This is a genomic window from Raoultibacter timonensis, from assembly GCF_900240215.1.
GTDB classification, from domain to species: Bacteria; Actinomycetota; Coriobacteriia; order Coriobacteriales; family Eggerthellaceae; genus Raoultibacter; species Raoultibacter timonensis.
In genome coordinates this window covers 85,925-107,223 of the sequence record NZ_LT964681.1, presented here as the reverse complement: position 1 = coordinate 107,223, position 21,299 = coordinate 85,925, and the positions used below count along the sequence as shown (strand labels likewise).

At 61.0% G+C, this 21,299-nt stretch carries 21 protein-coding genes; 11 read left to right on the top strand and 10 right to left on the bottom strand.

Annotated elements, in window-relative coordinates:
• Nucleotides 1-20 precede the first annotated feature (20 nt).
• Nucleotides 21-476 carry a GNAT family N-acetyltransferase gene (locus C1722_RS12635; protein WP_102379737.1) on the top strand — a complete coding sequence of 152 codons (456 nt, stop codon included), beginning with the start codon at nt 21-23 and terminating at the stop codon, nt 474-476.
• A 417-nt stretch (nt 477-893) separates the two neighbouring features.
• On the opposite strand, the gene C1722_RS12630 is transcribed toward C1722_RS12635, so the two are convergent.
• From C1722_RS12630 to C1722_RS12610, 5 genes are read right to left on the bottom strand one after another with little or no spacing between them, the layout of a single operon-like run.
• On the bottom strand, nt 894-1,712 hold the full coding sequence (locus tag C1722_RS12630) for an energy-coupling factor transporter transmembrane component T family protein (RefSeq protein WP_102379736.1): 819 nt from the start codon (nt 1,710-1,712) through the stop codon (nt 894-896).
• Between the two features lie 18 nt (nt 1,713-1,730).
• The gene (locus C1722_RS12625; protein WP_102379735.1) at nt 1,731-2,330 is read right to left on the bottom strand and encodes a Gx transporter family protein; all 600 of its coding nucleotides are present in this window, start codon (nt 2,328-2,330) and stop codon (nt 1,731-1,733) included.
• Between the two features lie 23 nt (nt 2,331-2,353).
• Nucleotides 2,354-2,833, bottom strand: a complete 480-nt coding sequence (locus C1722_RS12620) for a NusG domain II-containing protein (protein ID WP_180995243.1) — start codon at nt 2,831-2,833, stop codon at nt 2,354-2,356.
• A 35-nt stretch (nt 2,834-2,868) separates the two neighbouring features.
• Complete coding sequence (locus C1722_RS12615) at nt 2,869-3,915, bottom strand: FAD:protein FMN transferase (protein WP_102379733.1); 1,047 nt, start codon at nt 3,913-3,915, stop codon at nt 2,869-2,871.
• Nucleotides 3,916-3,943: 28 nt separating this feature from the next.
• Nucleotides 3,944-5,857 (bottom strand): FAD-dependent oxidoreductase, encoded by a 1,914-nt coding sequence (locus tag C1722_RS12610; protein ID WP_219724314.1) that lies wholly within the window; start codon nt 5,855-5,857, stop codon nt 3,944-3,946.
• Nucleotides 5,858-6,088: 231 nt separating this feature from the next.
• Here C1722_RS12610 and C1722_RS12605 point away from each other — a divergent pair, with 231 nt between their 5' ends.
• Nucleotides 6,089-7,525: a helix-turn-helix transcriptional regulator gene (locus C1722_RS12605; protein ID WP_180995242.1), complete on the top strand. Its 1,437-nt coding sequence runs from the start codon at nt 6,089-6,091 to the stop codon at nt 7,523-7,525.
• Between the two features lie 103 nt (nt 7,526-7,628).
• Here the strand turns inward: C1722_RS12605 and C1722_RS12600 are convergent, their stop codons facing one another.
• Genes C1722_RS12600 through C1722_RS12590 form a run of 3 tightly spaced genes read right to left on the bottom strand, consistent with a single transcriptional unit; the run spans nt 7,629 to nt 10,068 of the window.
• The gene (locus C1722_RS12600) at nt 7,629-8,345 is read right to left on the bottom strand and encodes an ABC transporter permease (RefSeq protein ID WP_102379731.1); all 717 of its coding nucleotides are present in this window, start codon (nt 8,343-8,345) and stop codon (nt 7,629-7,631) included.
• Complete coding sequence (locus tag C1722_RS12595) at nt 8,342-9,208, bottom strand: ABC transporter ATP-binding protein (protein WP_102379730.1); 867 nt, start codon at nt 9,206-9,208, stop codon at nt 8,342-8,344. Before C1722_RS12595 ends, C1722_RS12600 begins: the two co-directional genes overlap by 4 nt.
• Nucleotides 9,205-10,068: a MerR family transcriptional regulator gene (locus tag C1722_RS12590; RefSeq protein ID WP_180995241.1), complete on the bottom strand. Its 864-nt coding sequence runs from the start codon at nt 10,066-10,068 to the stop codon at nt 9,205-9,207. Before C1722_RS12590 ends, C1722_RS12595 begins: the two co-directional genes overlap by 4 nt.
• A 206-nt stretch (nt 10,069-10,274) precedes the next feature.
• Here C1722_RS12590 and C1722_RS12585 point away from each other — a divergent pair, with 206 nt between their 5' ends.
• Nucleotides 10,275-11,102 carry a MerR family transcriptional regulator gene (locus tag C1722_RS12585; protein ID WP_244902575.1) on the top strand — a complete coding sequence of 276 codons (828 nt, stop codon included), beginning with the start codon at nt 10,275-10,277 and terminating at the stop codon, nt 11,100-11,102.
• A 119-nt stretch (nt 11,103-11,221) separates the two neighbouring features.
• Here C1722_RS12585 and C1722_RS12580 read toward each other — a convergent pair whose 3' ends face one another.
• Entirely contained in the window at nt 11,222-11,623 is a 402-nt protein-coding gene (locus tag C1722_RS12580) for a YbaN family protein (protein WP_102379728.1), read from the bottom strand.
• 225 nt (nt 11,624-11,848) lie between these two features.
• Between C1722_RS12580 and recN the strand changes: the two genes are divergently transcribed.
• From recN to C1722_RS12545, 7 genes are all read left to right on the top strand, one after another.
• Nucleotides 11,849-13,774, top strand: a complete 1,926-nt coding sequence (recN, locus tag C1722_RS12575; RefSeq protein WP_102379727.1) for a DNA repair protein RecN — start codon at nt 11,849-11,851, stop codon at nt 13,772-13,774.
• Nucleotides 13,775-14,094: 320 nt separating this feature from the next.
• On the top strand, nt 14,095-14,568 hold the full coding sequence (locus tag C1722_RS12570; protein ID WP_102379726.1) for a MarR family winged helix-turn-helix transcriptional regulator: 474 nt from the start codon (nt 14,095-14,097) through the stop codon (nt 14,566-14,568).
• 682 nt (nt 14,569-15,250) lie between these two features.
• A complete protein-coding gene (locus C1722_RS12565; protein ID WP_102379725.1) occupies nt 15,251-15,871 on the top strand; it encodes a tryptophan transporter in 621 nt (206 codons plus the stop codon).
• 37 nt (nt 15,872-15,908) lie between these two features.
• The gene (locus C1722_RS12560; protein WP_102379724.1) at nt 15,909-16,769 is read left to right on the top strand and encodes an energy-coupling factor ABC transporter ATP-binding protein; all 861 of its coding nucleotides are present in this window, start codon (nt 15,909-15,911) and stop codon (nt 16,767-16,769) included.
• Nucleotides 16,766-17,620, top strand: a complete 855-nt coding sequence (locus C1722_RS12555) for an energy-coupling factor ABC transporter ATP-binding protein (RefSeq protein WP_102379723.1) — start codon at nt 16,766-16,768, stop codon at nt 17,618-17,620. Before C1722_RS12560 ends, C1722_RS12555 begins: the two co-directional genes overlap by 4 nt.
• Nucleotides 17,620-18,366 carry an energy-coupling factor transporter transmembrane component T family protein gene (locus C1722_RS12550; protein WP_102379722.1) on the top strand — a complete coding sequence of 249 codons (747 nt, stop codon included), beginning with the start codon at nt 17,620-17,622 and terminating at the stop codon, nt 18,364-18,366. Before C1722_RS12555 ends, C1722_RS12550 begins: the two co-directional genes overlap by 1 nt.
• A 35-nt stretch (nt 18,367-18,401) precedes the next feature.
• A complete protein-coding gene (locus tag C1722_RS12545) occupies nt 18,402-19,235 on the top strand; it encodes a deoxyribonuclease IV (protein ID WP_102379721.1) in 834 nt (277 codons plus the stop codon).
• A 58-nt stretch (nt 19,236-19,293) separates the two neighbouring features.
• On the opposite strand, the gene C1722_RS12540 is transcribed toward C1722_RS12545, so the two are convergent.
• A complete protein-coding gene (locus C1722_RS12540; protein ID WP_244902574.1) occupies nt 19,294-20,346 on the bottom strand; it encodes a BRO-N domain-containing protein in 1,053 nt (350 codons plus the stop codon).
• Nucleotides 20,347-20,583: 237 nt separating this feature from the next.
• Here C1722_RS12540 and C1722_RS12535 point away from each other — a divergent pair, with 237 nt between their 5' ends.
• The gene (locus C1722_RS12535) at nt 20,584-21,282 is read left to right on the top strand and encodes a response regulator transcription factor (RefSeq protein WP_102379720.1); all 699 of its coding nucleotides are present in this window, start codon (nt 20,584-20,586) and stop codon (nt 21,280-21,282) included.
• Nucleotides 21,283-21,299: the final 17 nt, after the last annotated feature.

Here is a 21,299-nt window from a genome sequence, read left to right as displayed (position 1 = left end):
GTTTTAGGGAAGAGGACACAATGGAAATGGAAACCGTCGCAAAAGGCGAGCGTACCGAAGAGCTTGTGCGCGCCGTTGCCGCCGTATGGGAGGCATCGATTCGCCCTACGCACCTGTTCCTTGCGGAGTCGGACATTGACGAGCTGCGCCCGCAGGTACGGCAAGCCCTATCGGCGGTCGACACGCTGGTGGTCGTGTTTGACGATGCGGGTAAGCCCGTGGGCTTTCTCGGGGTTGAAGGCGACATGATCGAGATGTTGTTCGTATCCCCTGAGCTGTTCGGCGCGGGGGTGGGCAGGCGGTTGCTCAACTATGCGACCAAAACGCTTGGCGCTCGCAGGCTCGATGTGAACGAAGGAAACCCCGGTGCCCGTGGATTCTACGAGCACATGGGCTTCGCGGTGGTCGGCCGCTCCGAAATCGACGGGCAGGGAAGGCCGTTTCCTCTGTTGCATATGGAGCTGCAAGACGAATAGGCCTTGTGCGGCGCGGGTTGCGTTTTCCGCGGCGAGATGTTCAGGGCCGGGCATATCTGCCCCGTCGGAGGCGGCGCTCCAGTCGCGCGTTGCTGAAATCTGGCATAAATTTCGAGGTATGGCAAAATATAGTATATTACTAATTAGTAAAGTGCATGGAAGATTTTTTCTGACCAGGAGTTTTTTGGCAAGCATTCAAAAACTAGGTATGTAGCATATTATCAAATTGCCATACCTCCAATTTTGTGCCACGTTCCGCGTGTTGCGAAACGTGAGGCCTGGATGGGAAGCTCGGATCGGCAAAGGTTTATTCTGCGGCATCTGCCATGCTTGCCGATACCTATCTTGCATCTTGTGATCGAGCCGCGTGTATCGTGGCAACCAGCGAATGCGTCTGGGCAAGCCGTAAGCGTGCCTTTACAGAAACACCGCGACGCAGGCAAGCAGTGCGACTCCGAGGGCTCCAGCGAGCGAATCGCTCCGCCTCATCCGCGCGATGCTAAGGTGCGTGCGTGCGGCACCGGTGTAGCAGCGGGCATCCATGGCGCAGGCGAGCGTATCAGCGCGCCTGAACAGGTTGATGAACAGCGGCGTGATGATCGGCACCCAAGCTTTGGCCCGCGTGAGCAGGCTTCCTTCGTCGAAGCGCAGCCCCCGTGCCCTTTGCGCCTTCATGATGCACTCTGCTTCCTCGACGGTCGAGGGAATGAATCGGATCGTCAATGCGCATACGACGGCCACGTCTTCAACGGGCACCTTGAGGCGGGCGAGCGGACGCAAAAGCGAGCGGACCGCATCGACGATATCGATAAGCGGGGTCGTGTAGGTGAGAAGCGAAGTTGCGGCAATAAGGAACACGATGCGCAGCGCGAAGAAAACACCGTTCTCGACGCCCTGAAGGCTGATGCCGAACGTTCCAGCAAGCGCGATGGTTCCTGTGCTCGCAGGCGCTCCGTCGCCCGATCCGGCGTTGAAAGTGAAGGCGTTGAGCGCCACCGTGAACAGCAGAATGAACAGGACCGGCTTGAGGCTCCGTACGGCGAGCTTTGCCGGGATGTTCGCGGCGACGTAGCCAAGGGCGCCGAGCGCGCCGCAGATGCAGATGCCGATCCAACCGGTCGAGAGGAACAGCGCGACCGCATACGCGATGACGAGAACGAGCTTAACGCGCGCGTCGGTGCGGTGAACGATGCTTGTGCCCGCTACGTACTGTCCGATGGTGATGTTCGCGCTCATGGCTTGCCTCCTGCGAACCTATGAGCGTTTCGCGGCGATTGCAGCAGCGTGTCGATTTGCCAGTCGATCGGCTGTTTTGCTGCGATCGCCGGGTGCGGTCTTGCTGCGGCCGCTAGCGGTTGCCTGCAAGGGGGGAAGCGCTCTCAGCACTCCGAATGCGATCGTCCCCGTTGCAATACCCGTAATGCAGGCGGCGATCACCATGACGGGCAGGTTGACGAAGAGCGCGGGCGTCTGCATGATCGCTACGGCAACGCAAAGCTGGCCCATGTTGTGCAGCAGCGCTGCAATCACGCTGACGGCGACAAGCGAAAGCTTGCCGAAACGCCACGCTGCGTACATGCCGAGATAGGCGAGCACACTTCCCGCAAGGCTGTATACCGCCATCGAAGGAGCGCCGATTATAAGGGAGGTCACGCCTACTTTGAGGAGCATGACGGCAAACGCCCAGCGGGGTCCCATCAGATAGAGCGCAATGAGCACCGCTATGTTGGCGAGGCCGAGCTTCACTCCGGGAATCGTTATGGGGACGGGTATTGTCGCTTCAAGGTATCCGAGCACCAGGGTAAGTGCTGCGAAGAGGGCGATGTAGGCCAGTTGTTTCGTTTTTCCGCTCATGATTTCCTCCCAATGTACGGCGGCTAGCTTGCCACGGTGTCGATCGCCGATGCGCCTTCGTCGGTGCCGCCCTCGATGCTTACGATGAGCTTGTGGGGCAGGCACACGATGATCTCGCCTGCGCTGCCGATGGCGCCTTGGTTGATGCAGTCGTGACCGGGGCAGTCGGCTGAATCCATATGCACCTCGCCGTTCTCGATGGCTACGACGTTCGTGCCGAGGGCGGTCTCGACGGGGTAGCTGCCGTTTTCGCTGAGGGGGATTCGCTGCGTAGCCCCCTCGCTGTCGGTAATGACGGCTATTCGGTCGTCGGCGTTGGCTGCGAATGCGATTTGCATGCAGCCCCATGCGGCGATCGCAATGACGAGGAGCCCCGCAACGAACAGCAGGCTGCGATGCGATTGTCTTCTTGCGACGACGGATGCATAAGGAGATGCAGCGCTGTTTTCGGCGGCGGACGAATCTACGGGTGCGGTGCGCATGCTGGTGTCGGGTGCGGCCATTGCGGCTTCCTTTCTCTCGTTTGCGGGATCGATGCTCATCGGGTTTGCTCCGTCACCATTCCCGACGAGGCGCTTGCGGTTCCTCCGGTTTCGATGAACAGCGCCTCGAGCCCGTCGTGCGATTCGATGAATGCCATGCCGGCCTCGGCGCCGAGCAAGAACGCGGTCGTTGTGCACGCGTCGCCGTCGAGCGAGGATGCGCTCACGATGGTGACGCTTGCGAGGCCGTTGTCGGCGGGCATGCCGGTTGCAGGGTCGAGCAGATGGTGGTACGTTCGGCCGTCCTGCACGAAGCTGCGTTCGTTGATGCCGCTTGCCACCACTGATTTGTCGGTAACGGGAACAGCGGCGAATGCGGTTCCCCGCGCCTCGTTGGGATCCTGCAGGCCAACGTTCCAGACCGACCCATCGGGTCGTCGTCCGAGCGCATAGGTGTTTCCGCCCAAGTTGACGAGCGCGTTTTCGCAGCCGTTCTCCCGCAGCATCCGCGCTATGTCGTCGGCGATGTAGCCTTTGGCGATGCCGCCGAGATCGATTCGCGCAAGGGGGTCGCATACGCGTACCGTCTCGCCGTCGAGATCGACGGCGCGGTAGTCCACGTGAGCGAGCGCTTCGGCGAGCGCCTGCTCTTCGGGCACGATGCCCGCTTTGAAATCCCACAACGCCACAACGCCGCCGATGGTGATGTCGAACAGCCCGTTTGACTCCTCGCTGTAGGAGAGCGCCCGCGCGATGATGTCGGCCGTTTCAGGGTGCACGGCAACCGAATCGCCTGCGGCGTTGTTGATGAGGTCGACATCGCTTCCGGCGACCGTTTTCGAAAAGATGTTCTCGAAGTAGATGAGCCGCTTCTCTACCTGGCCGAGCAGGCTTTCGGGGCAATACGCCTCGATGCTCACCAGCGTATCGAACAGAAAGACGTCGAGCGTAGCGGCTTCGTTGCAAGAATGTGCTTTCCCGTCTGCGGGGGCGAGTCCCGCCGCGCTGGCGGCCGCTGAGGTGCAGCCGCCGAGCGCGGGTACGAGGCCCGCCCCAAGGGTGGCGAGAGCAGCAAGCGAGATGAAGTTTCTGCGGGTTAGCATCGGGGCACCTCGGCTCACTCGGGTGTTTCTAGTTCTCTGCGATGGCTTCGGCGGCAAGCTTGCCGGAAGTGAGTGCCCAGCCGTTGTTCGCGCCGGAGGGGGAGTTCGATCCCATAACGCCGCCGACGACTTCGCCCGAAGCGTACAGACCCTCGATGGGCTCGCCGCTCTTGTTCATGACCTGCAGCGAATCGTTCACTACGAGACCGCCCATGGTGGTGGCGTAGCGCGGCTTCTGCTCGACGAGGTAGTAGGGGCCTTCGCCGATCTTCATCTGGAGATACTCGCCCGTCCGTCCGAACTCGTCGGTTCCCGCATCGACGCCCGCGTTGTAGGCGTCGACCGTGGCCTGGAGCGTTGCAGGATCCATGCCGAGCACGCCGGCGAGCTCTTCGATCGTATCGCCGTGTGCGAAGATGGGGGTGGTGGAACCGTTGGCCTCAAGGTAGCCCTCGACGGCCTGCGTGTTGAAGCCGGTATCCTTGAGCTTGGTGCTCCATACGTCGAAGTTCTCTTGGTCCATCAAGAGGTAGAGCATCGAATCGGTCTGCTCGAGTTCGACTTCGAGGATTTCGTGGTTGGATGCCTTCTCGTTCACGACACGCTCGCCCTCGGCGTTCACGAGGATCGTGCTCATCGGCCATACGAGCAGGTTGCCGTCGATCGTGGACTTGGCACGGCCCGGGGAAACCTCAGCGCCGTTGGGATAGAGCTTGGCGTATTCCATGAGGCGCGTATCGGCATCGATGCCCTCGGCGGTCGCCATGGTGAGGCCGTCGCCGGTGGATCCCATGAGGCCGTAGTAGAGCGAGTTCTGAAGCTCCTCGGTCAGATATTCGTCGCTGTTGCCGTAGCCGCCCGTGGCGAGCACGACGGAATCGGCTTTGAGAACGTACGTGGTGCCGTCTTTGCCGACAGCGTTCACGCCCACGACCTTGCCGTTCTCTTCGATGAGGCTCTCGGCGGTCGTGTCGAGCAGCACGTCGGCTCCGGAATCCTTCACGGCCTGGCGAAGCGATTCGGTAGCGCCCGCGCCGCCGCCCGCGTAGGCGAGCTCGCGATCGTGGGAGTACTCGGCCAGGTCGTGCAGGCCGCCTTCCATGTTGTACTCGACGCCGGCGTACTCGTGGATCCAGTCGGTGGTTTCGCCGACGTTGTTCGCGTAGAGCTCGATGAGCTCGGGCACGCAGATGTCCTCACCGTTCTTCTGGAAGTCCTCGACCATCGATTCGGCGCTGTCATCGGTAACGCCCGCTTCGGCCTGAAGCTTGCTGCCCGTGACAACCTGGTTGCCGCCGCTCACGGAGATCGATCCGCCGAGGCGGTAGGTTTTCTCGACCAAGATGACGTTCTTGCCGAGCTCCTGCAGGCGGATGGCGGCTGCCATGCCCGCACCGCCGCCGCCGACCACGATGGCGTCGGCTTCTTTTTCGACCGTCTCGGTCGACTTCTCCTGTGCGGGAACCTTCTTGAGTTGGCTCACGTTGCCGCCTGCCTGCTCGACGCAGTCGGTGATGGCGGCTACGAGCCCGAGGCTCGACATGGTAGCGCCCGACATCGTGTCGACGCCGAGGCTCTGATACTCGATTATGGAAGCGGGGATGGTCTCAAGCGCTTCCGCTGCCACGGTTTCAGTTTCCGATTGGGAGACCACCTTGATATCGGTGATGGCGTCTTCGCTGAACGTCACTTCTACGGTGATGTCGCCGCCATTGCCCGTGCCGGTGCCGGTATAGGTGCCGGGCGTGTAGCTCTGCTCGGACGCGGCCTCGTTCGAGCCGCTATTGCCGCCGTTGCCCCCGTTGCTGCTGGGGCTGCAGGCGATCAGGCCCGAGAACACCAGCATCATGCTGAGTGCGAGGGCGAAAACGCGCGCGAGCGTAGCTTTGTTCTTGCTTCCGTGCGGTTTCGGCATGCTCGCCGTTCCCTGTTCGGTTTTCATCGTACCTCCTTATTGATTCTCTTCCTCGTTTTGCGGCGGATTGTCACCGCACGCCAATCGTATGGACGCAGGATGGATCCGATAAGAACCCCAAACGGGTCGAATGCGGTTTTCATGCCACCCGAAACGGGTCTTATTGCCTTTATGGGGCCGTTTTCGGCGGCATCGATCGGGGGAAGCCGAAATGGTACAATCGGGCATGTTGTTTATGCGGGCGTAGGCGGGAGCAGCATGCGGTTCTTCAAGACGGTACAGCCGTGCAATCTCGGGCTGATGTGCATCCATATATGGATCTACTGCTCCACGCATCGCGCGATCCCCGCCGAGGGCATGCCGCTTATGACGGTGATGTACCTGGTGCTGTCGGTGTCGCTCGTGGCGATGGTCTTCGTCGAACGCGCGAAGCCGCTTGCGGAGCGCACGAAGCGCCGCGTTGACGTTGCGTCCGCGGTCTGCATGGCGTGCGCGGCGTTCTTCTTGACTTTCCCCTTGCCGTTTTCGGGCGCGTCGACCACGTTTTTGGGAGCTGTCCTCGGCGGCGTGAGCGTGGGGTGGACCTACGCTCGGTGGGCGGAGTTCTACGCCGAACTCGATATCCACTACGCGGCCCCGCTCGTGCTTCTGACCATGGCGCTCGGGTCGCTTGCGAAGACCGTCGTCGACCTGCTTCCCCCGGTGCCCGCTACGGTGGTGCTCGTGTGCATGCCGATCGTTGCATACGTCACGTTGTACCGCTCGACCGCGTCGGTACGCCCTGCGCTCGAGCCGTACCGCTATTACAACAGCCGCACCATCATGTCGCTGTGGCGTGTGGGATTCGGTATCGCCGTGTACAGCTTCACGGTGGGTGTTATCCAGTCGATGCCGCTTGCGCAGTTGGCTTCGACCGGGGTCGTGGCCATCGTCGCCAAGCATGCGGGCGAGATCGTCGTGGCGCTGGCGTTGCTGGCGTGGGTCGTGGCGTTCAAGCGGGGCCTCTCGTTCGGACGCATCTGGAACCTCGTGCTCGTGCTCATGGCCACGGCCCTCATATTCACGCCGTACCTTGAGGACGTGCTGAGCGGCTACCTGTTCACGTTCGTCGGCGTTGCGCAGACGTTCGTGATCATCATCCTGTTCCTCGCGCTCGCCGATATCGCGCGCCACAGCTCGTATCAGCCCATCACGGTGTTCGCCGCCGGATGGCTCGCCTACACGCTGCCGTTTTCGCTCGGCGATATCCTCGGCGAATCGCTCCAGGCGATCACGCCCGACGCGTCGATGGCCATGGCGGCCATCGTGTGGCTGCTCGTGATCGTCACGCTGCTCTTCTTCGACGAGTCGTCGGCGGGCAAGCGCCTCATCTTCACCGAGTTGAACGACGAAGGTGACGAGGATACGCCGGCTAAGCGCTTCGGCGCGCAGCAGGAGGCGCTCAACGAAGAGAAGGCCGCCGACATGTTGTCGCTTCGGTGCACGGCGCTCGCCAAGGAGCTGAAGCTCACGCCCCGCGAGCACGAGATCCTCGAGCTCATGGCGCGCGGCAGGAGCAAAACCTATATCGCCGAAGCGTTCTTCATCTCCGAGAACACGGTGCGCGGCCACGTGAAGCACCTCTATGCGAAGCTCGGCGTGCACAGCAAACAGGATCTGGTGGATCGGGTCGAACAGACCGAGGTGAGAGGTTAGGGTTTGGCTGCGCTGCGTGAGTTCAGAGCAGCGCGACGGGCGGGCGGTTTTGAGAGAGCTTGCCCTGAAGTAGACCGATGCGGCGGTGCTCCCCCCGACCGCCCTACTCCGTGCGCCCGATCGCCTTTATGCGCAGGGCGCTTGCGAGCGCGAACACCCCGAACAACCCTACCATGAGCAAGACGTTTTGCACCACGTTCTCGCCCGAGAAGGCATTGAACGCCCACCGCGAGGGGAGGAGGCCCCCGATCGTGCGCATGGCTTCGGGGAGGAACTGATCGGGCAGCATGATGCCCGAGAGCATGATGCTTACGAGGAAGAGCATCATGGCGACTACCGAAAGCTTCGCTTGGCTTTTGAACAGCAGCCCGAGAAACACCCCGATTGAAACGGCGGCAGCCATGAAGCAGAGTGCCACGCCGAGAAACGGCAGCGCTTCGGCGACGGGCTCGGCTCCGAAGGTGATCGGGGAGAGCGCGGCGATGACGCACGATACGACGAGCAGATGGGCGCATGCCGAGACGAACCCGTTGGCAGCCGCCGTCCACGGGGGCACGCCGCCGATCCGGTAGGCCTTGCGCATATCGGTTCCGAAGAACCCGATGATCGACGTCGGCACGCCCACGAACGCTCCCGCGCACACGGCGAACACCGTCATCGCATAGGCGAGCGTCTCCTTCATGTCCGGGTCGATCGACGAGAAGATGCCGCCCATGAACAGAAAGAAGGCGAGCGGCATGATGTAGTACATCATGAGGACGTCTTTTTTCCTGAAATCTATTTTCCACTGGAGCCAAACCCCGTACGCGAACGCCTTCATGCCGCATCTCCTCCCTTGGATATTTCCATGAACCGCTCCTCGAGGCTCGCGCGTTCGGTTCGAACGTCGAGTATCTCGAGTCCGTGCGTGCGTGCGATCGAAGCGATCTCGAACAGGGCTTCGCCAAGATTGCTTGCGCGAAACACGCTGTAGCCGCCATCTTCCCCGCAGTAGCTGCACGTTCGAACGAGGCGCGGCAAAGCCTCGCCCGAGGCCCGCACGGCGATGGTGGCGATCCGGCCTACTTCGCTTTTCAGCTCGGCCGGAGTTCCGCAAAACGCAATGCGGCCGTCGCGCAGGATCGCGAGCGTGTCGCAGAGCTCTTCGACTTCGGCCATATCGTGGCTTGCGAGGAGTACCGTCTTGCCTGCCGCCCGCATGGCCCTGATCTCGTCGTGGAGCTGCAGCCGACCTTCGATGTCGAGCCCTGCGGTCGGTTCGTCGAGTACGACGATGTCGGGATCGCCGATGAGGGCGAGCGCTACGTGGAGCCTTTTCTTCTGGCCGACCGAAAGCGATCCGTAGCGCTTGCTTTTCAGCTGCTCGAGGTCGAATAGGGCGAGCGTTGGCGCGGTGGGCGTCTTGTTCCAGAGGCAGAACAGCGATACGGCCTCTTTGACCGTGCATTCGGCGACGATGCTCGAGGCTTGCAGCTGCACCCCGAGCGATCCGCCGAGTTCGACGGTTCCCCCGTCGGCGCGCCGTAGGCCCTCGATGCATTCGATCGTCGTCGTCTTGCCCGCGCCGTTCACGCCGAGCAGCGCGAACACCTCGCCGCGCGCTACCTGAAACGATACGCCTCTCAGCACGCGGTTCTGGCCATAGCTTTTGGTCAGGTTCCTGACGTTCACGATCGCATTCATGCGTTTTCCTTCCTCGGCCCGGACGTCGGTTGCGCGCCTTCGCGGCCGTCCTGCCTCTCTTCGTCTTCTCCGGCTTGCCCGAAGTCGAGTTCGGCCGCCTGCTCTTCGAGATACGAAAAGAGCGATCTTCCCATGAAGTCGTCGATGGCCTCCTGCCGTCCGCGCATTTCGTCGGGCCAGTTCTCTTTGCTTTGGCCGAACTCCATGAGTTGGGGAAGCAGGCCCATGTCGCCTTCGGTGAAGTCCTCGATCATCGCCCACATCGCCTGCGCCGCCGCTCGGCCTTCGGGGCCTGCGGGATCGGCTCCCGCCTGCGACAGCTCGTACATGCGGTTCGAAACGGCTTCGAAACGCTGTGCAAGGCGGAGCATGAACTGCTCGTCGCGTTCAGCCCGCGCCTCTATGTGGGATTTGAGCTCGCTTCCGAACTCGTCGAGAGCGGGCCAATCGCGCTCCTCTACGGTGCGGACGGCGAAAATCGCATCGGCGACTCGCTCGAAATCGATCTCCGATTCGCCTCCGATCTCTTCGGCCACGAATTTCAGCGTGACGAGGGCTTCCTTCAGCCGCGCTATCTGCATTTCGGTGATCGCGATCTGACGATCGAGAAGCTGGCGAGCATGTGCTGCATCGGACTCTGCCGAGAGCTGCTGCTTTATTTCGTCGAGCGAAAGCCCGATGAACTTGAGCGAAAGAATGTGCTGCAGCCTTACGGCATCTTTCGGGCCGTAGAGGCGCCGACCTCCTTCCGAGTACGCGGAAGGCTTGAGCAGGCCCTGCCGATCGTAGTATTGCAGGGTTCGTACGGAGACTTTCATTTTGTCGGCAAGCTCGCCAACGGTGTACATCGAATCGATCATGGGCATCCTCGCATCGCGTTTACGTGCTGTACGGGCAAGCTTATTACATGACGCTACGTAACGAACAAGAGGTTTCCGAAAAGGTATTGACTCTTACGTTACGTCATAGTTTATGCTTGCTTGCAGCATGGGGATACGATCGAAAAGCCTGCAGGCGCTCCGTGCTGAAACATGAGAATCGATAGGCGGGAAACGAGAGGAGCCACATGGCGATGAGGCAAAGCGGGCCCCGAGGTGGCGAGGCGAACGCCGCGGGAGCTGCGCATGATCGCAATGCGAGGTATTCGGTGCACGAGCTCGCCGAGCTTTCGGGCGTGAGCGTGCGCACGCTGCACCATTACGACGCCATCGGGCTCTTGAAGCCCCAACGCGCTGAAAACAACTATCGGGTGTACGGGGTAGCCGAAGTCGATCGATTGCAGCAGATACTCCTGTACCGAGAAGTCGGCATGGGACTCTCCGAGATCAGCCAGGTGCTCGACGGCAGCTCGTTTTGCGCCGAGCGGGCGCTCGAGGGACACCTTGCCCGCCTCATCGAGCAGCGTGAAAGAACGAACGTGCTGATCGCAAACGTGGAGAAAACGATTGCGAACAAGAAAGGAATGCTGGTTATGAACGATACGGAAAAATTCGAAGGATTCAAAAAGAAGCTCGTGGAGGACAACGAGCGGCAGTACGGAACAGAAGCGAGGGCGGCTTATGGCGATGAGGCCGTCGACGCGAGCAATGCGAAGGTGATGGGGATGAGCGAAGAACGGTATCAGGCGGTCCAAGGTATCGAGGCCGCCATGCGCGAAGCGCTCATCGCGGGCATGGCGGAAGGCGATCCCGCAGGCGAGCAGGCACAACGCGCCGCCGATCTGCATCGCCAGTGGCTCATCGCATTCTGGAAGGACGGGCAGTATTCGCCTGCGGCCCATAAGGGCATGGTGGAGATGTACGTCGCCGACGAGCGGTTCAGGAAATACTACGAGGCGATGGCCCCCGGCGCGGCCGAGTTTCTCCGCGAGGCGGTTCTTGCGTACTGCTCGTAGCCGCACGGGCGGTCGTGGGCGGATGGCGCCTTGCCGCCCTGTGCGGCCGCTGAAACGGCCCTGGAACCGAAAGGGGTTCCAGGGCCGTTCTGGTCGGATCATGCGTTTGATTCTGCGGCCTAGTCCGCTTCCTTTTGCCTCAAGAGTTCCAGCTGCTCGAGCGAGGTGGTGGGGATCCTGATGCACATGAGGTACAGGAGCCACAGCGCGACCAAGCCGAGCACGAGCCAGATGTACCAGCGCTGCACGAGAAGGGCGCTGATTCCCATGAGCACGTACGAAACGGCGAGAATGCGCACTTTGACGGAGGCGGGGATGCCCCCGTTCTCCTTGAAGGGGATTACGTACTTCTTGTAGATGCCGGTCGACATGATCCATGCGTGGCAGCGCGGTGACGATTTGGCGAACAGAAACGTTGCCAGAAGCAGAAACGGGGTGGTTGGCAGAACAGGAACGAACACGCCGATGAAACCGGCAATGCAGGCGATCCAGGCGCAAACGAGGAGTAGGTAGCGCTTCATGGGTCCCTTTCGTCGGGGCTGATGCAAGCCTGTCGGAGCATCGAGTATAACAAATGCCGCGTGAATTCTCATCGGGGAAACCCCGGATAAGGTTCCATCCTGCTAAACTCCCATATATCGGAAAACCACAGGCGAGCGAACGCGCAGGGCAACCTCTGGCCGCTCGATGATGTTTTAGGACGCGATGCGTATCGTCGCGTTGATTGGATAGGGAGGAGTCGTGCGATGATCGACGAGATACATGTGCAAAACGTCGCGTTGATACGGGAGGCGCATCTAGTACCGGCTCGCGGCCTAACGGTCTTGACCGGCGAAACGGGTGCGGGGAAGACGGCTCTGCTCTCTGCGTTGAAGCTCCTCTGCGGAGAGCGCGCCGATGCGGGGTACGTGCGCGAAGGCTCGTCCTCGCTGCTCGTCGAAGGCAGGCTGTTCTGCGGCGACGATCTCGACGGTACGGTGGTCTCCCGCAAGGTCGGTTCCGACGGCCGCTCTCGCGTGTCGATCGACGGATCGCTTGCGAGCGTCGGGGAACTTGCATCGCGCGTCGGCTCGACGGTTGATCTTTGCGGCCAGCACGAGCACCAGCGTCTGCTCAGGCAGCAGACGCACGTGGGCATGCTCGACGCATGGGCTGCCGAATCGATCGGTGCGGCTTTGGCCGCCTATCGTGAGGCGTTCTCGAAAGCTCAGGCGGCAGCCGCAGAGCTCGAACGAGTCGAAGAGGCGGGGCAGGCTTCGTCGGCGAAGTTGGACGAAGCCCGGTTCGTGCTGCAGCGGATCGACGAAATCAACCCCGTCGAAGGCGAATACGAAGAGCTCGCGAACACGCTCGCGAAAGCGGAGCACGCCGAGTCGCTTGCGCGCGCTGCCGATACGGCGCATGCCGCTTTGGCGGGGGAGTCGGGTGCCATTGACGCCGTGAGCGCTGCTGCTGCAGCGCTTGATTCCATGAGTGCGGTCGACGATCAGTTCGGCGCCCAAGCTGCAAGCCTGCGCGAGGCGACCTATGTGCTCGAAGACGTTGCGCGCGAGGCGCTCGCCTATCGCGATTCGATAGAGTACGACCCCGATACGCTGGCTGAGAACCAGGATCGCATGGGTGCGTTGCAGGGACTCATGCGCGCTTTCGGCCCGCGCATCGAAGACGTGCTCGCCCGACGCGACGAAGCGGCGGATCTCGTATCGCTCGTCGACGATTCCGCAGAGCGGGTGCGCCGTGCGCGCGCCGAGGCAGAGAAAGCCGAAAGCGAGCTCGCCGAAGCTGCGAATGCGCTCGACGAGGCTCGTCGAGAGGCTGCACCCCGATTCGCCCAGGCGGTATCGCGGCAGATGGCTCGCTTGGAAATGGGCGGAGCATCGATCGAGTGCTCCCTCGAGCGCCAAGCGCGCGGGCAATGGACCAAGACGGGCCCCTCTCGTTTCGAATTTCTCTTCAGGCCGGCCGAGGGTCTTGCCGCGCGTCCGCTCGCGCGGATTGCATCGGGGGGCGAAGTGAGCCGCGTCATGCTTGCGATCAAGGTCGTGCTCGGCGAAACCGACGAAGTCGAAACGCTCGTGTTCGACGAAGTGGACGCCGGGGTGGGCGGCGCCACGGCCGTGGCGCTCGCTGCGGTGCTCGCCGATCTTGCGAAAACCCACCAGGTTATCGTCGTTACGCATTTGCCGCAGGTTGCCGTAATGGGGGATGCGCATTATCTGGTTGCAAAGCAGGGCGATGCGGGAGCCCCCATCCCCCGAGTCGAAGGGCAATCCGGGGATCGAGATACCGGCGGGCAGGGGGCATCCGATGGCTCTTCGGGCGGGCTATCCGTTCCCGAAACCGTGCTCGTCTCGCTTGAGGGCGAGGCCCGCGTTGCCGAAGTGGCCCGCATGCTGTCGGGCGGCGCTTCGGAAACCTCGCTTTCCCATGCCNAGCAGGGCGATGCGGGAGCCCCCATCCCCCGAGTCGAAGGGCAATCCGGGGATCGAGATACCGGCGGGCAGGGTGCATCCGATGGCTCTTCGGGCGGGCTATCCGTTCCCGAAACCGTGCTCGTCTCGCTTGAGGGCGAGGCCCGCGTTGCCGAAGTGGCCCGCATGCTGTCGGGCGACGCTTCGGAAACCTCGCTTGCCCATGCTGCGGAAATGCTTGCGCGAGGGGATCGGCGCTAACCGCTTGGTTCCACCGTTCGTTGCGGGAGCGGAGCCGAAAACGCCCGGGCGGTCACGCTTCCGGGTCGCCTTCGGCACGCTCGTCTCGCATGGGGATGCGCCGTACGAGCATCTCCCGTTCTTTGGTGAGGTCAGATGCCTTTTTCTTGTGCGCGTGCTCAAAACCTGAGTTTTCACCCGTACAATTCTCGACGTATGTAAGGTAAAAGATTATATATACGTTATGAACTGAGAAAAAGTTCTTGTCGCAGGTCGCTACATGTATTATGATACCAATCAGTGACGTAATGACTTACCATTAGAGACCTCAAAGGAGTATCATGAAGGATAGCGACCACGTATCTGAGTACAGCCCCGATTACCTTATGCTGAGGATGCTTGTCGGTTTCGGCAACAAGCTCGGAACCATCGATCGTATGACGTTTCGTGAGTTGACCGGCCGCCAGTGCACCCTTATCGCGTCGATCGGGACGTTCGAAGAGCCTCCGACGCTCGGCCAGCTCGCCGAATGCGAGGGGAGCTCGCACCAGAACATCAAGCAGATGGCTTTGAAGCTTCAGGAGAAGGGCTACGTGAAGCTTCTGTCCGACTCGAGCGACGCGCGCAAGATCCGCGTGACGGCCACAAAGAAGGGCCATGAGTTCTGCAAAAAGCACCATGAAGCGGAAGACAAGTTTCTTGAGCTGCTGTTCCAAAACATCGGCGAGAAGGAAGTCGCAAACGTATCGAAGGTCATGAGCAAGCTCAATGAAAACCTCGACACCATGATCTGCGACGGGCTCAAGCTGAAGTAGCTTGCCGCCGGTCTACGACGTACGGCCTGGTCAGACGGCCTTGTTGTATGGTATAGCACATCGCGCCGCATTCTTCTGCGAAACGGTGCGCCCGTTGTCGGCCAAAAGACACGGAATCGTTGGAAAAACCGTGTTTTACGACCGACAATGTTGGGCGCACGCAAAAGGCATATGCGCTGCGATGTGTCGCGCTGTGAAAAAACCGTTGACAGCATCGCGGGGGTATGTGCTATAGTACCCTCACAACTGAATACCTCAAACCGATGAGGCGAGAGTCAAGCCATCATGAGCACTCACAGAGAGCGGGCGTTGCTGGGAATCCCGTAGGAAGCTGGATGGTAAATGGTTCGCCGAGGGAAAGGGGAAAGGGTTGTTCGCAACCCGAGTATCTGGACCGTGAGCCTGCGTTAAGGGCAGAAAATGTGTTGGCATTTTCGTGAGAGGGCTCGATTTAGAGTCAAAAAAGGTGGCACCGCAGGTACAAGACCTGTCCTTTTCTCGAAGGACAGGTCTTTTTTGTTGCTGCGGCCACGCGAATGCCGGCGAAACCCGTATGGGGTTCTGCCGGAGCGTGCATCTTTTTTGATCTGCCGAAATCCTCATCCGAGTTCGTGCCGGCCGAATGAAACGCCCGGCGACGGGCAAAGGACGCGGGGCGACCCGCAGGAAAGGACTGAGGAACATGGCAGATCAGATCAAGCGCGAAATCGCAACGGAAGCAGCATCGGGCAAGGCGGCAACCGCCCGCAAGCGGAGCCTCGATGCCGAGCAGAAGAAGGGCTTCGACATTTCGGCGCTCATCCTCGTGGCGGTGCTACTTGCTGCGGGCGCCGTGCTCAAGATGACGGTCGGCAGCTTTGTCAATTTCTTCGGCATGAAACCGAACTTCATCATCGCCATGTACTGCTTGGCGATTCTGCTCGTTCGCCCCAATTTGGGGCAGGCGGCCATCATCGGCCTCATTGCGGGCGCGGTGTGCCAGCTGCTGCCGGGGACGCCCTACATCAACTTCATCTCCGAATTTCTCGGGGCGGTCGCCATGGCGGCGCTTATTCGCATCCCGATGAAGATCGGGCGGGCGAACCTGCAGACCATCGTGAGCACGTTCGTTGCAACCGTCGTTTCGGGCGGCGCATTCACCATCTGCCTGTTTCTGTTCCTCGGTGCCGATGCCTCGAGCTTGGTCGCCTACGTGCCCATCGTGCTGTGCACCGCGCTCATCAACTGCGTGATCGTCCAAGCGCTCTACGTACCGCTCGCGAAGGTGCTCAAGAAGGAAGCACCCGTGAAGGCGATCGCCTAGGCGCATCGGGAAACGGCAGACTGGAAGGATGAACGACATGGCTGCGGAGCACCAGCCCATCATCGCCATCGAAAAGGCGAGTTTCACCTACGAGGGTGCGAGCAAGCCCGCTCTCGAATCGATCGACCTTGCCGTGCACGAAGGCGATTTCCTCGGTATCATCGGCCCGTCGGGTGCGGGCAAATCGACGCTTGTGTACAGCATGAACGGGATCATTCCCCACTACTGCAAGGGCGATTTCTTCGGGTCGGTGTCGCTTGGGGGCAACGATACGTTCGAGACGAGCCTGACCGATCTCTCGCGCATCGCCGCGACGGTGTTTCAGGATATCGACGCGCAGATGGTGGCGTCGGTGGTCGAGGACGAGATTCTGTTCGGACTCGAGAATTTCGGCGTTTCCAAGACCGAGATCGAGCCGCGGCTCGCCGAGGCGCTCGCGAATGTGGGTATATCCGACCTGCGCAACCGCGCCATCTCGTCGCTTTCGGGCGGCCAGAAGCAGAAGGTGGCCGTTGCGGCGGTGCTCGCGCTCAAGCCGCGGGTTCTCCTGCTCGACGAGCCGACTGGGGCGCTCGATCCTGCCAGTTCGCGGCAGATATTCGAACTCCTGCGCGAGCTGAACGAGCATCATGGGATCACCGTCGTCGTGGTCGAGCAGAAAATCGGGCTGCTTGCCGAGTTCACGAAACGCCTTGCGGTGCTTGCCGGCGGAATGCTGCGCTACTGCGACGAAACGCGTGCGGTTCTGCGTAACGCCGCCGAGCTGCTGGCGATCGGCGTGAACGTGCCGCGGGTCACCACGCTTTCGCTGCTGTTGCACGAAGAGGGTTACGGTATCGATCGGTTCGCAGTCGACGTCGACGAAGCGAAAGGTATGATCGAGGGGATTGTCGCATGAAAACAGTACTCGAATTCAACCAGGTGAGCTACGCATACGAAGCGCAGGCCGATGGCAATTCGGTGGTTTCGGGCCTTTCGTTCTCGATTCGAGAAGGCGAGTTCGTCGCCCTTATCGGAAGCAACGGTGCGGGAAAAACCACCACGTCCAAGCTCATGAACGGCCTTTTGAAGCCAACGGAAGGATCGGTGCTCGTCTGCGGTGCGCCGACGACCGAGCTTAAGACGAGCGCCGTCGCGCGCACGGTGGGTATGCTGTTTCAAGATCCCGATAGGCAGATCTGCCAGAATACGGTATACGAAGAGCTCGCGTTCGGCTTGCGCCTGCGCGATCTTTCCGAGGGCGAAGTTGCTGCACGTGTCGAGGAGGCCATTGAAGATTTCGGATTCGACGGGCAGGCGGCGCCGTTCATGCTTTCGCGGGGCGAGCGCCAACTGCTCGCCCTCGCTTCGGTCGTGGTGTGCGAACCCGAGGTGCTGATCCTCGACGAGCCCACGACCGGCCTCGACTACCGCGAATGCATGCACATCATGAACCGCATCAAGAAGCTCAACCATGCGGGCACGACCGTTGTTATGGTGTCGCACGACATGGAGCTCGTGTTCGACTTCGCAGGCCGCGTGCTCGCCATGGCGGCAGGCCGCCTCGTAGCCGACGGTGCGCCTGAGACGGTGTTTCGGGATGCTTCGGTCATGCGGGAGTCGTCGCTTGTTCCGCCCCAGATGATCGAACTGTCGCTTCGGCTTTCCGAGGAGCCCGAAAACGGCAGGGCATTCGCCCATGTCGCCTCATCGTACGAAATGCTCCAGGTGCTCAAGGCAGCTGGATTCAAGGGAAGAAGGGTTTCGTAATGGCCGGATTGCTTGATTACTCCGCAGGTTCGACGGTGCTGCACCGACTGAATCCCATCGCGAAGATCGCGCTTGCGCTCGCCGTTTGCATCGCGGCGTTTCTGAGCGACAGTTTCGTGTACCTGCTTGTCTTACTTGCGTTCAACGTGTGCATCGGGCTTGTTGGCGGCATTCGCAAAAAGACGTTCTCGCTGCTGTTCGGCCTGGTGAAGATTTGCATCTTCCTCTTCGTCTTACAGGTGCTGTTCATCCGCGCGGGCACGCCGGTGTTCTTGTTCGTGACCGACGAAGGCCTGCGCATCGCGACGCTTGTGGTGCTGCGCCTGATCGATGCGACGATGCCGCTTGCGCTCATGCTGGCGCTCACCCAGATGAGCGACCTTTCGAACGCGCTCGTGAAGGTGCTGCACCTGCCGTACAAGTACGCATTCACCGTTACGACGGCGCTCAAGTTCATTCCGGTGTTCACTGACGAGATGTCGTCCATCATCGAATCGCAGACGGCGCGCGGCGTCGACTTCGATACGAAGAACCCCATCCGCAAGCTCAGGCTCGTGCTGCCCCTGTGCGCCCCTTTGCTCATCACCTCGGTGGGCCGAACCGAGCAGGCGGCGATGGCAGCCGAGGTGCGCGGGTTCTACCTGCGCGACCGCTCGTCAGGCAGCAAGGAATACCCGTTCGGAATGATCGACGGAGGAGCGCTGGCGGTTATCGTGGTATTGGTGGTGCTCGCCGTGCTGGTATAGTGGTTGCCGGCCGCAAAAGAAAGCGAGTTACGAACATGCTGACGATCGGATGCCACCTGTCGAGTTCCAAAGGCTACCTCGCCATGGCGAAAGACGCCGTGTCGATCGATGCGAATACGTTCCAGTTCTTCACGCGCAATCCGCGCGGGGGCAAGGCGAAGGCCATCGATCCCGATGATGTGCGGGCGTTCTACGCCTTCGCTGAAGAGCAGGGGATAAAGACGATCCTTGCGCACGCCCCCTATACGCTCAACCCGGCGGCAGCCGAGGATCGCGTGAGGGAGTTCGCGCTCATGACGTTCAAGGACGATCTGGCCCGCATGGAGAACACACCGCACCAGATGTACAACTTCCATCCGGGAAGCCACGTCAAGCAGGGCATGGAGGTCGGCATTGCGAAGACAGCCGATGTGCTGAACGATGTGCTCAACGACAGTCGGACCACGACGGTGCTGCTCGAAACCATGTCGGGCAAGGGCACCGAGGTGGGAGGCCGTTTCGAGGAGCTTGCCGCCATCATCGACCGTGTGCAGCTCGGCGATCGGCTGGGCGTGTGTCTCGATACCTGTCACGTTTGGGACGCCGGCTACGACGTCGCGGGCGGTCTTGACGGCGTGCTCGCCGAGTTCGACCGCATCGTCGGGATCGACCGCCTTAAAGCGATTCACCTCAACGATTCGCTCAACCCTTGTGGAGCGCATAAAGACCGCCATGCCACGATAGGGAACGGCGAGATCGGCTTCGAGGCGCTTGCGGCGGTGATGAACCATCCGCTGCTGCGCGACCTGCCGTTCTACCTTGAGACCCCCAACGATCTCGAAGGCCACGGCGCGGAGATCGCGCAGCTGAGGACGGCCTACATCGGTTAGATGCGCGGCGTAGGCCGGTTGCGGGGCGGCGACGCCGCCCGAACGCCGCGCCGTTCGGCTAGCGGCGCCCTGTGCGCGCCGCCGATTCCTCGATCGCCTGCGTTTCGATCACCTCGCTCATCAGCCGTCCGAAATCGGGTGCCGCTTTGCGGGTGATGACCGAATGCCCGATCTTCTTCTCGGCTGCTTTTCGGGCAATGCCCGCAACTTCGCTGCCGGATGCCGCCGCATCGCGGTGCTCGTCGAAGGTGCCGGGGTCGACGGCACGCTCGATTTCGGTGACGGTTGCTTCGGCGAGCGTGCACAGCGCGAGTTCCATATCGCCCATGTTGTCGCGAAGGCTTTCCTTCCCGAGCCCCTTATATGCTTTGCACTCGCGCGTCGTCATGTCCGACCAGGCGCGGTATATGTCGTTGGTGAGGATGGCGTACTCCGAATTCGATGTGACGCCCCGCTCGGTCCATTCGAAGGGGAGGCTCTTTCGCGTGCGAATGGACGAGAGGCGCTGGCCGATCCATTCTTCGGTACAGCCCTTGCGGCGGTAATGGAGAATGGCGCGCTCTATTACCTGCTCGGGATCGAATACTTCATCGATGCGCTCCTTTCCGATCCGTGCGAGCCAGAGCTTGAAAGGCTCTGCTTTGCGCGAGGGGATTATCTGCACGAGTCGAAGAACCTGCTCGGTGTTGCCGACGTCGGTAAGTCTCATTTTTCCGTCCGTCGCACGCATTTTCAAAGCGTTACAATTTGTAACGCTTTGATTTCCCTCGTCCTTGAGTCGCTTTTTCAGAACGCGCCAATAGGTTTGCGGCTTCGGGCTATCGGTAAGGACCTCTACCACATCGATGATCGAAAAATACCAATCCTCTTCGTCTTCCGACCAGACCGATCTGATCTCGCGGCCTTCGAACAGGTGCATCTCGCTCAGTCGGGGCGCTTCGCGCGGGGCGGTTGCGGCTCCTGCGCTGACCGCGTCGCCCGCTGCGGTTTCGTCGCCCGCACCGCCCAAGCTGTCTGCACCGCCCGAGCTGCTTGTCCCGCTCGATAGAGCCGCCGACCCTCTCGGGTTTCCCTCGGTACGCTTTGCGTGCCTATCCTCGGTTTTCAGCATGGCTTCGCCTTCCTTTCTTGAAGGTCCACAAAAACGATGAAGTTGGCAGGCGGCGGGGAATGTGCGAGCGAGGACGTAGCGAGCGAGCGGTGCCGCCTCTTGATGTGCAAGCCAGCGGCATACCGTACGTGCTACTCTTATAATACGAACATATGTTCTAATGTCAAGATATGTTTTCGAGAAATGTAATCTTGTGCGAAAATGGCACTTGAAAACGAATCCCACCGATAGGCAACCATGACCGCTCGCATACTCATCATCGAAGACGACGCCGATATCAACGAGGTTATCGCCACCCATCTCTCCCGCAACGGCTTTTCGTGTACGCAGGCTTATTCGGGAAGCGAAGCGCGCCTGTTGCTCGAAGTCTCGGCGCAAAGCGATTCTTCCTTCGACCTCGTGATCACCGACCTTATGCTCCCCGGCATCCGCGGGGAAGAGCTCGTCTCCCTCATCCGTGCCCGCGGCGATGTACCTGTAATCGTCGTGTCCGCGCAAAGCGAGCCTGCGGGCAAAGCCGAGCTGCTGCGCTGCGGGGCGGACGATTACCTTGTCAAGCCGTTCGACCTCGACGAACTGCTCGCCCGCGTTTCGGTGCAGTTGCGCCACGCGGCGCGGGCTCGCGGTAGTGCGGCGGCGCCGANTATGGTGTACAAGGAATGGGAGCTCGATCGAGAGTCCCGCACGTTCAGGGTTGCCGGCAATCCGGTGAAGCTAACCCGCATCGAGTACAACATCGTCGAGGCGCTCGTGCGTCGGCCGAAGAAAGTGTTTACCAAGCAGGAGCTTTTCGAGGTGGCATGGAACGAGGAGTGCTTCATCGAGGAAAAGGCCATCAACGTGCATGTCAGCAATATTCGCGGCAAACTCAAGCCTACGGGTACCGATTCCTATATCGAGACGGTATGGGGCATCGGGTTCAAGCTTGCGGATTAGGATGATCGTGCGAGCGC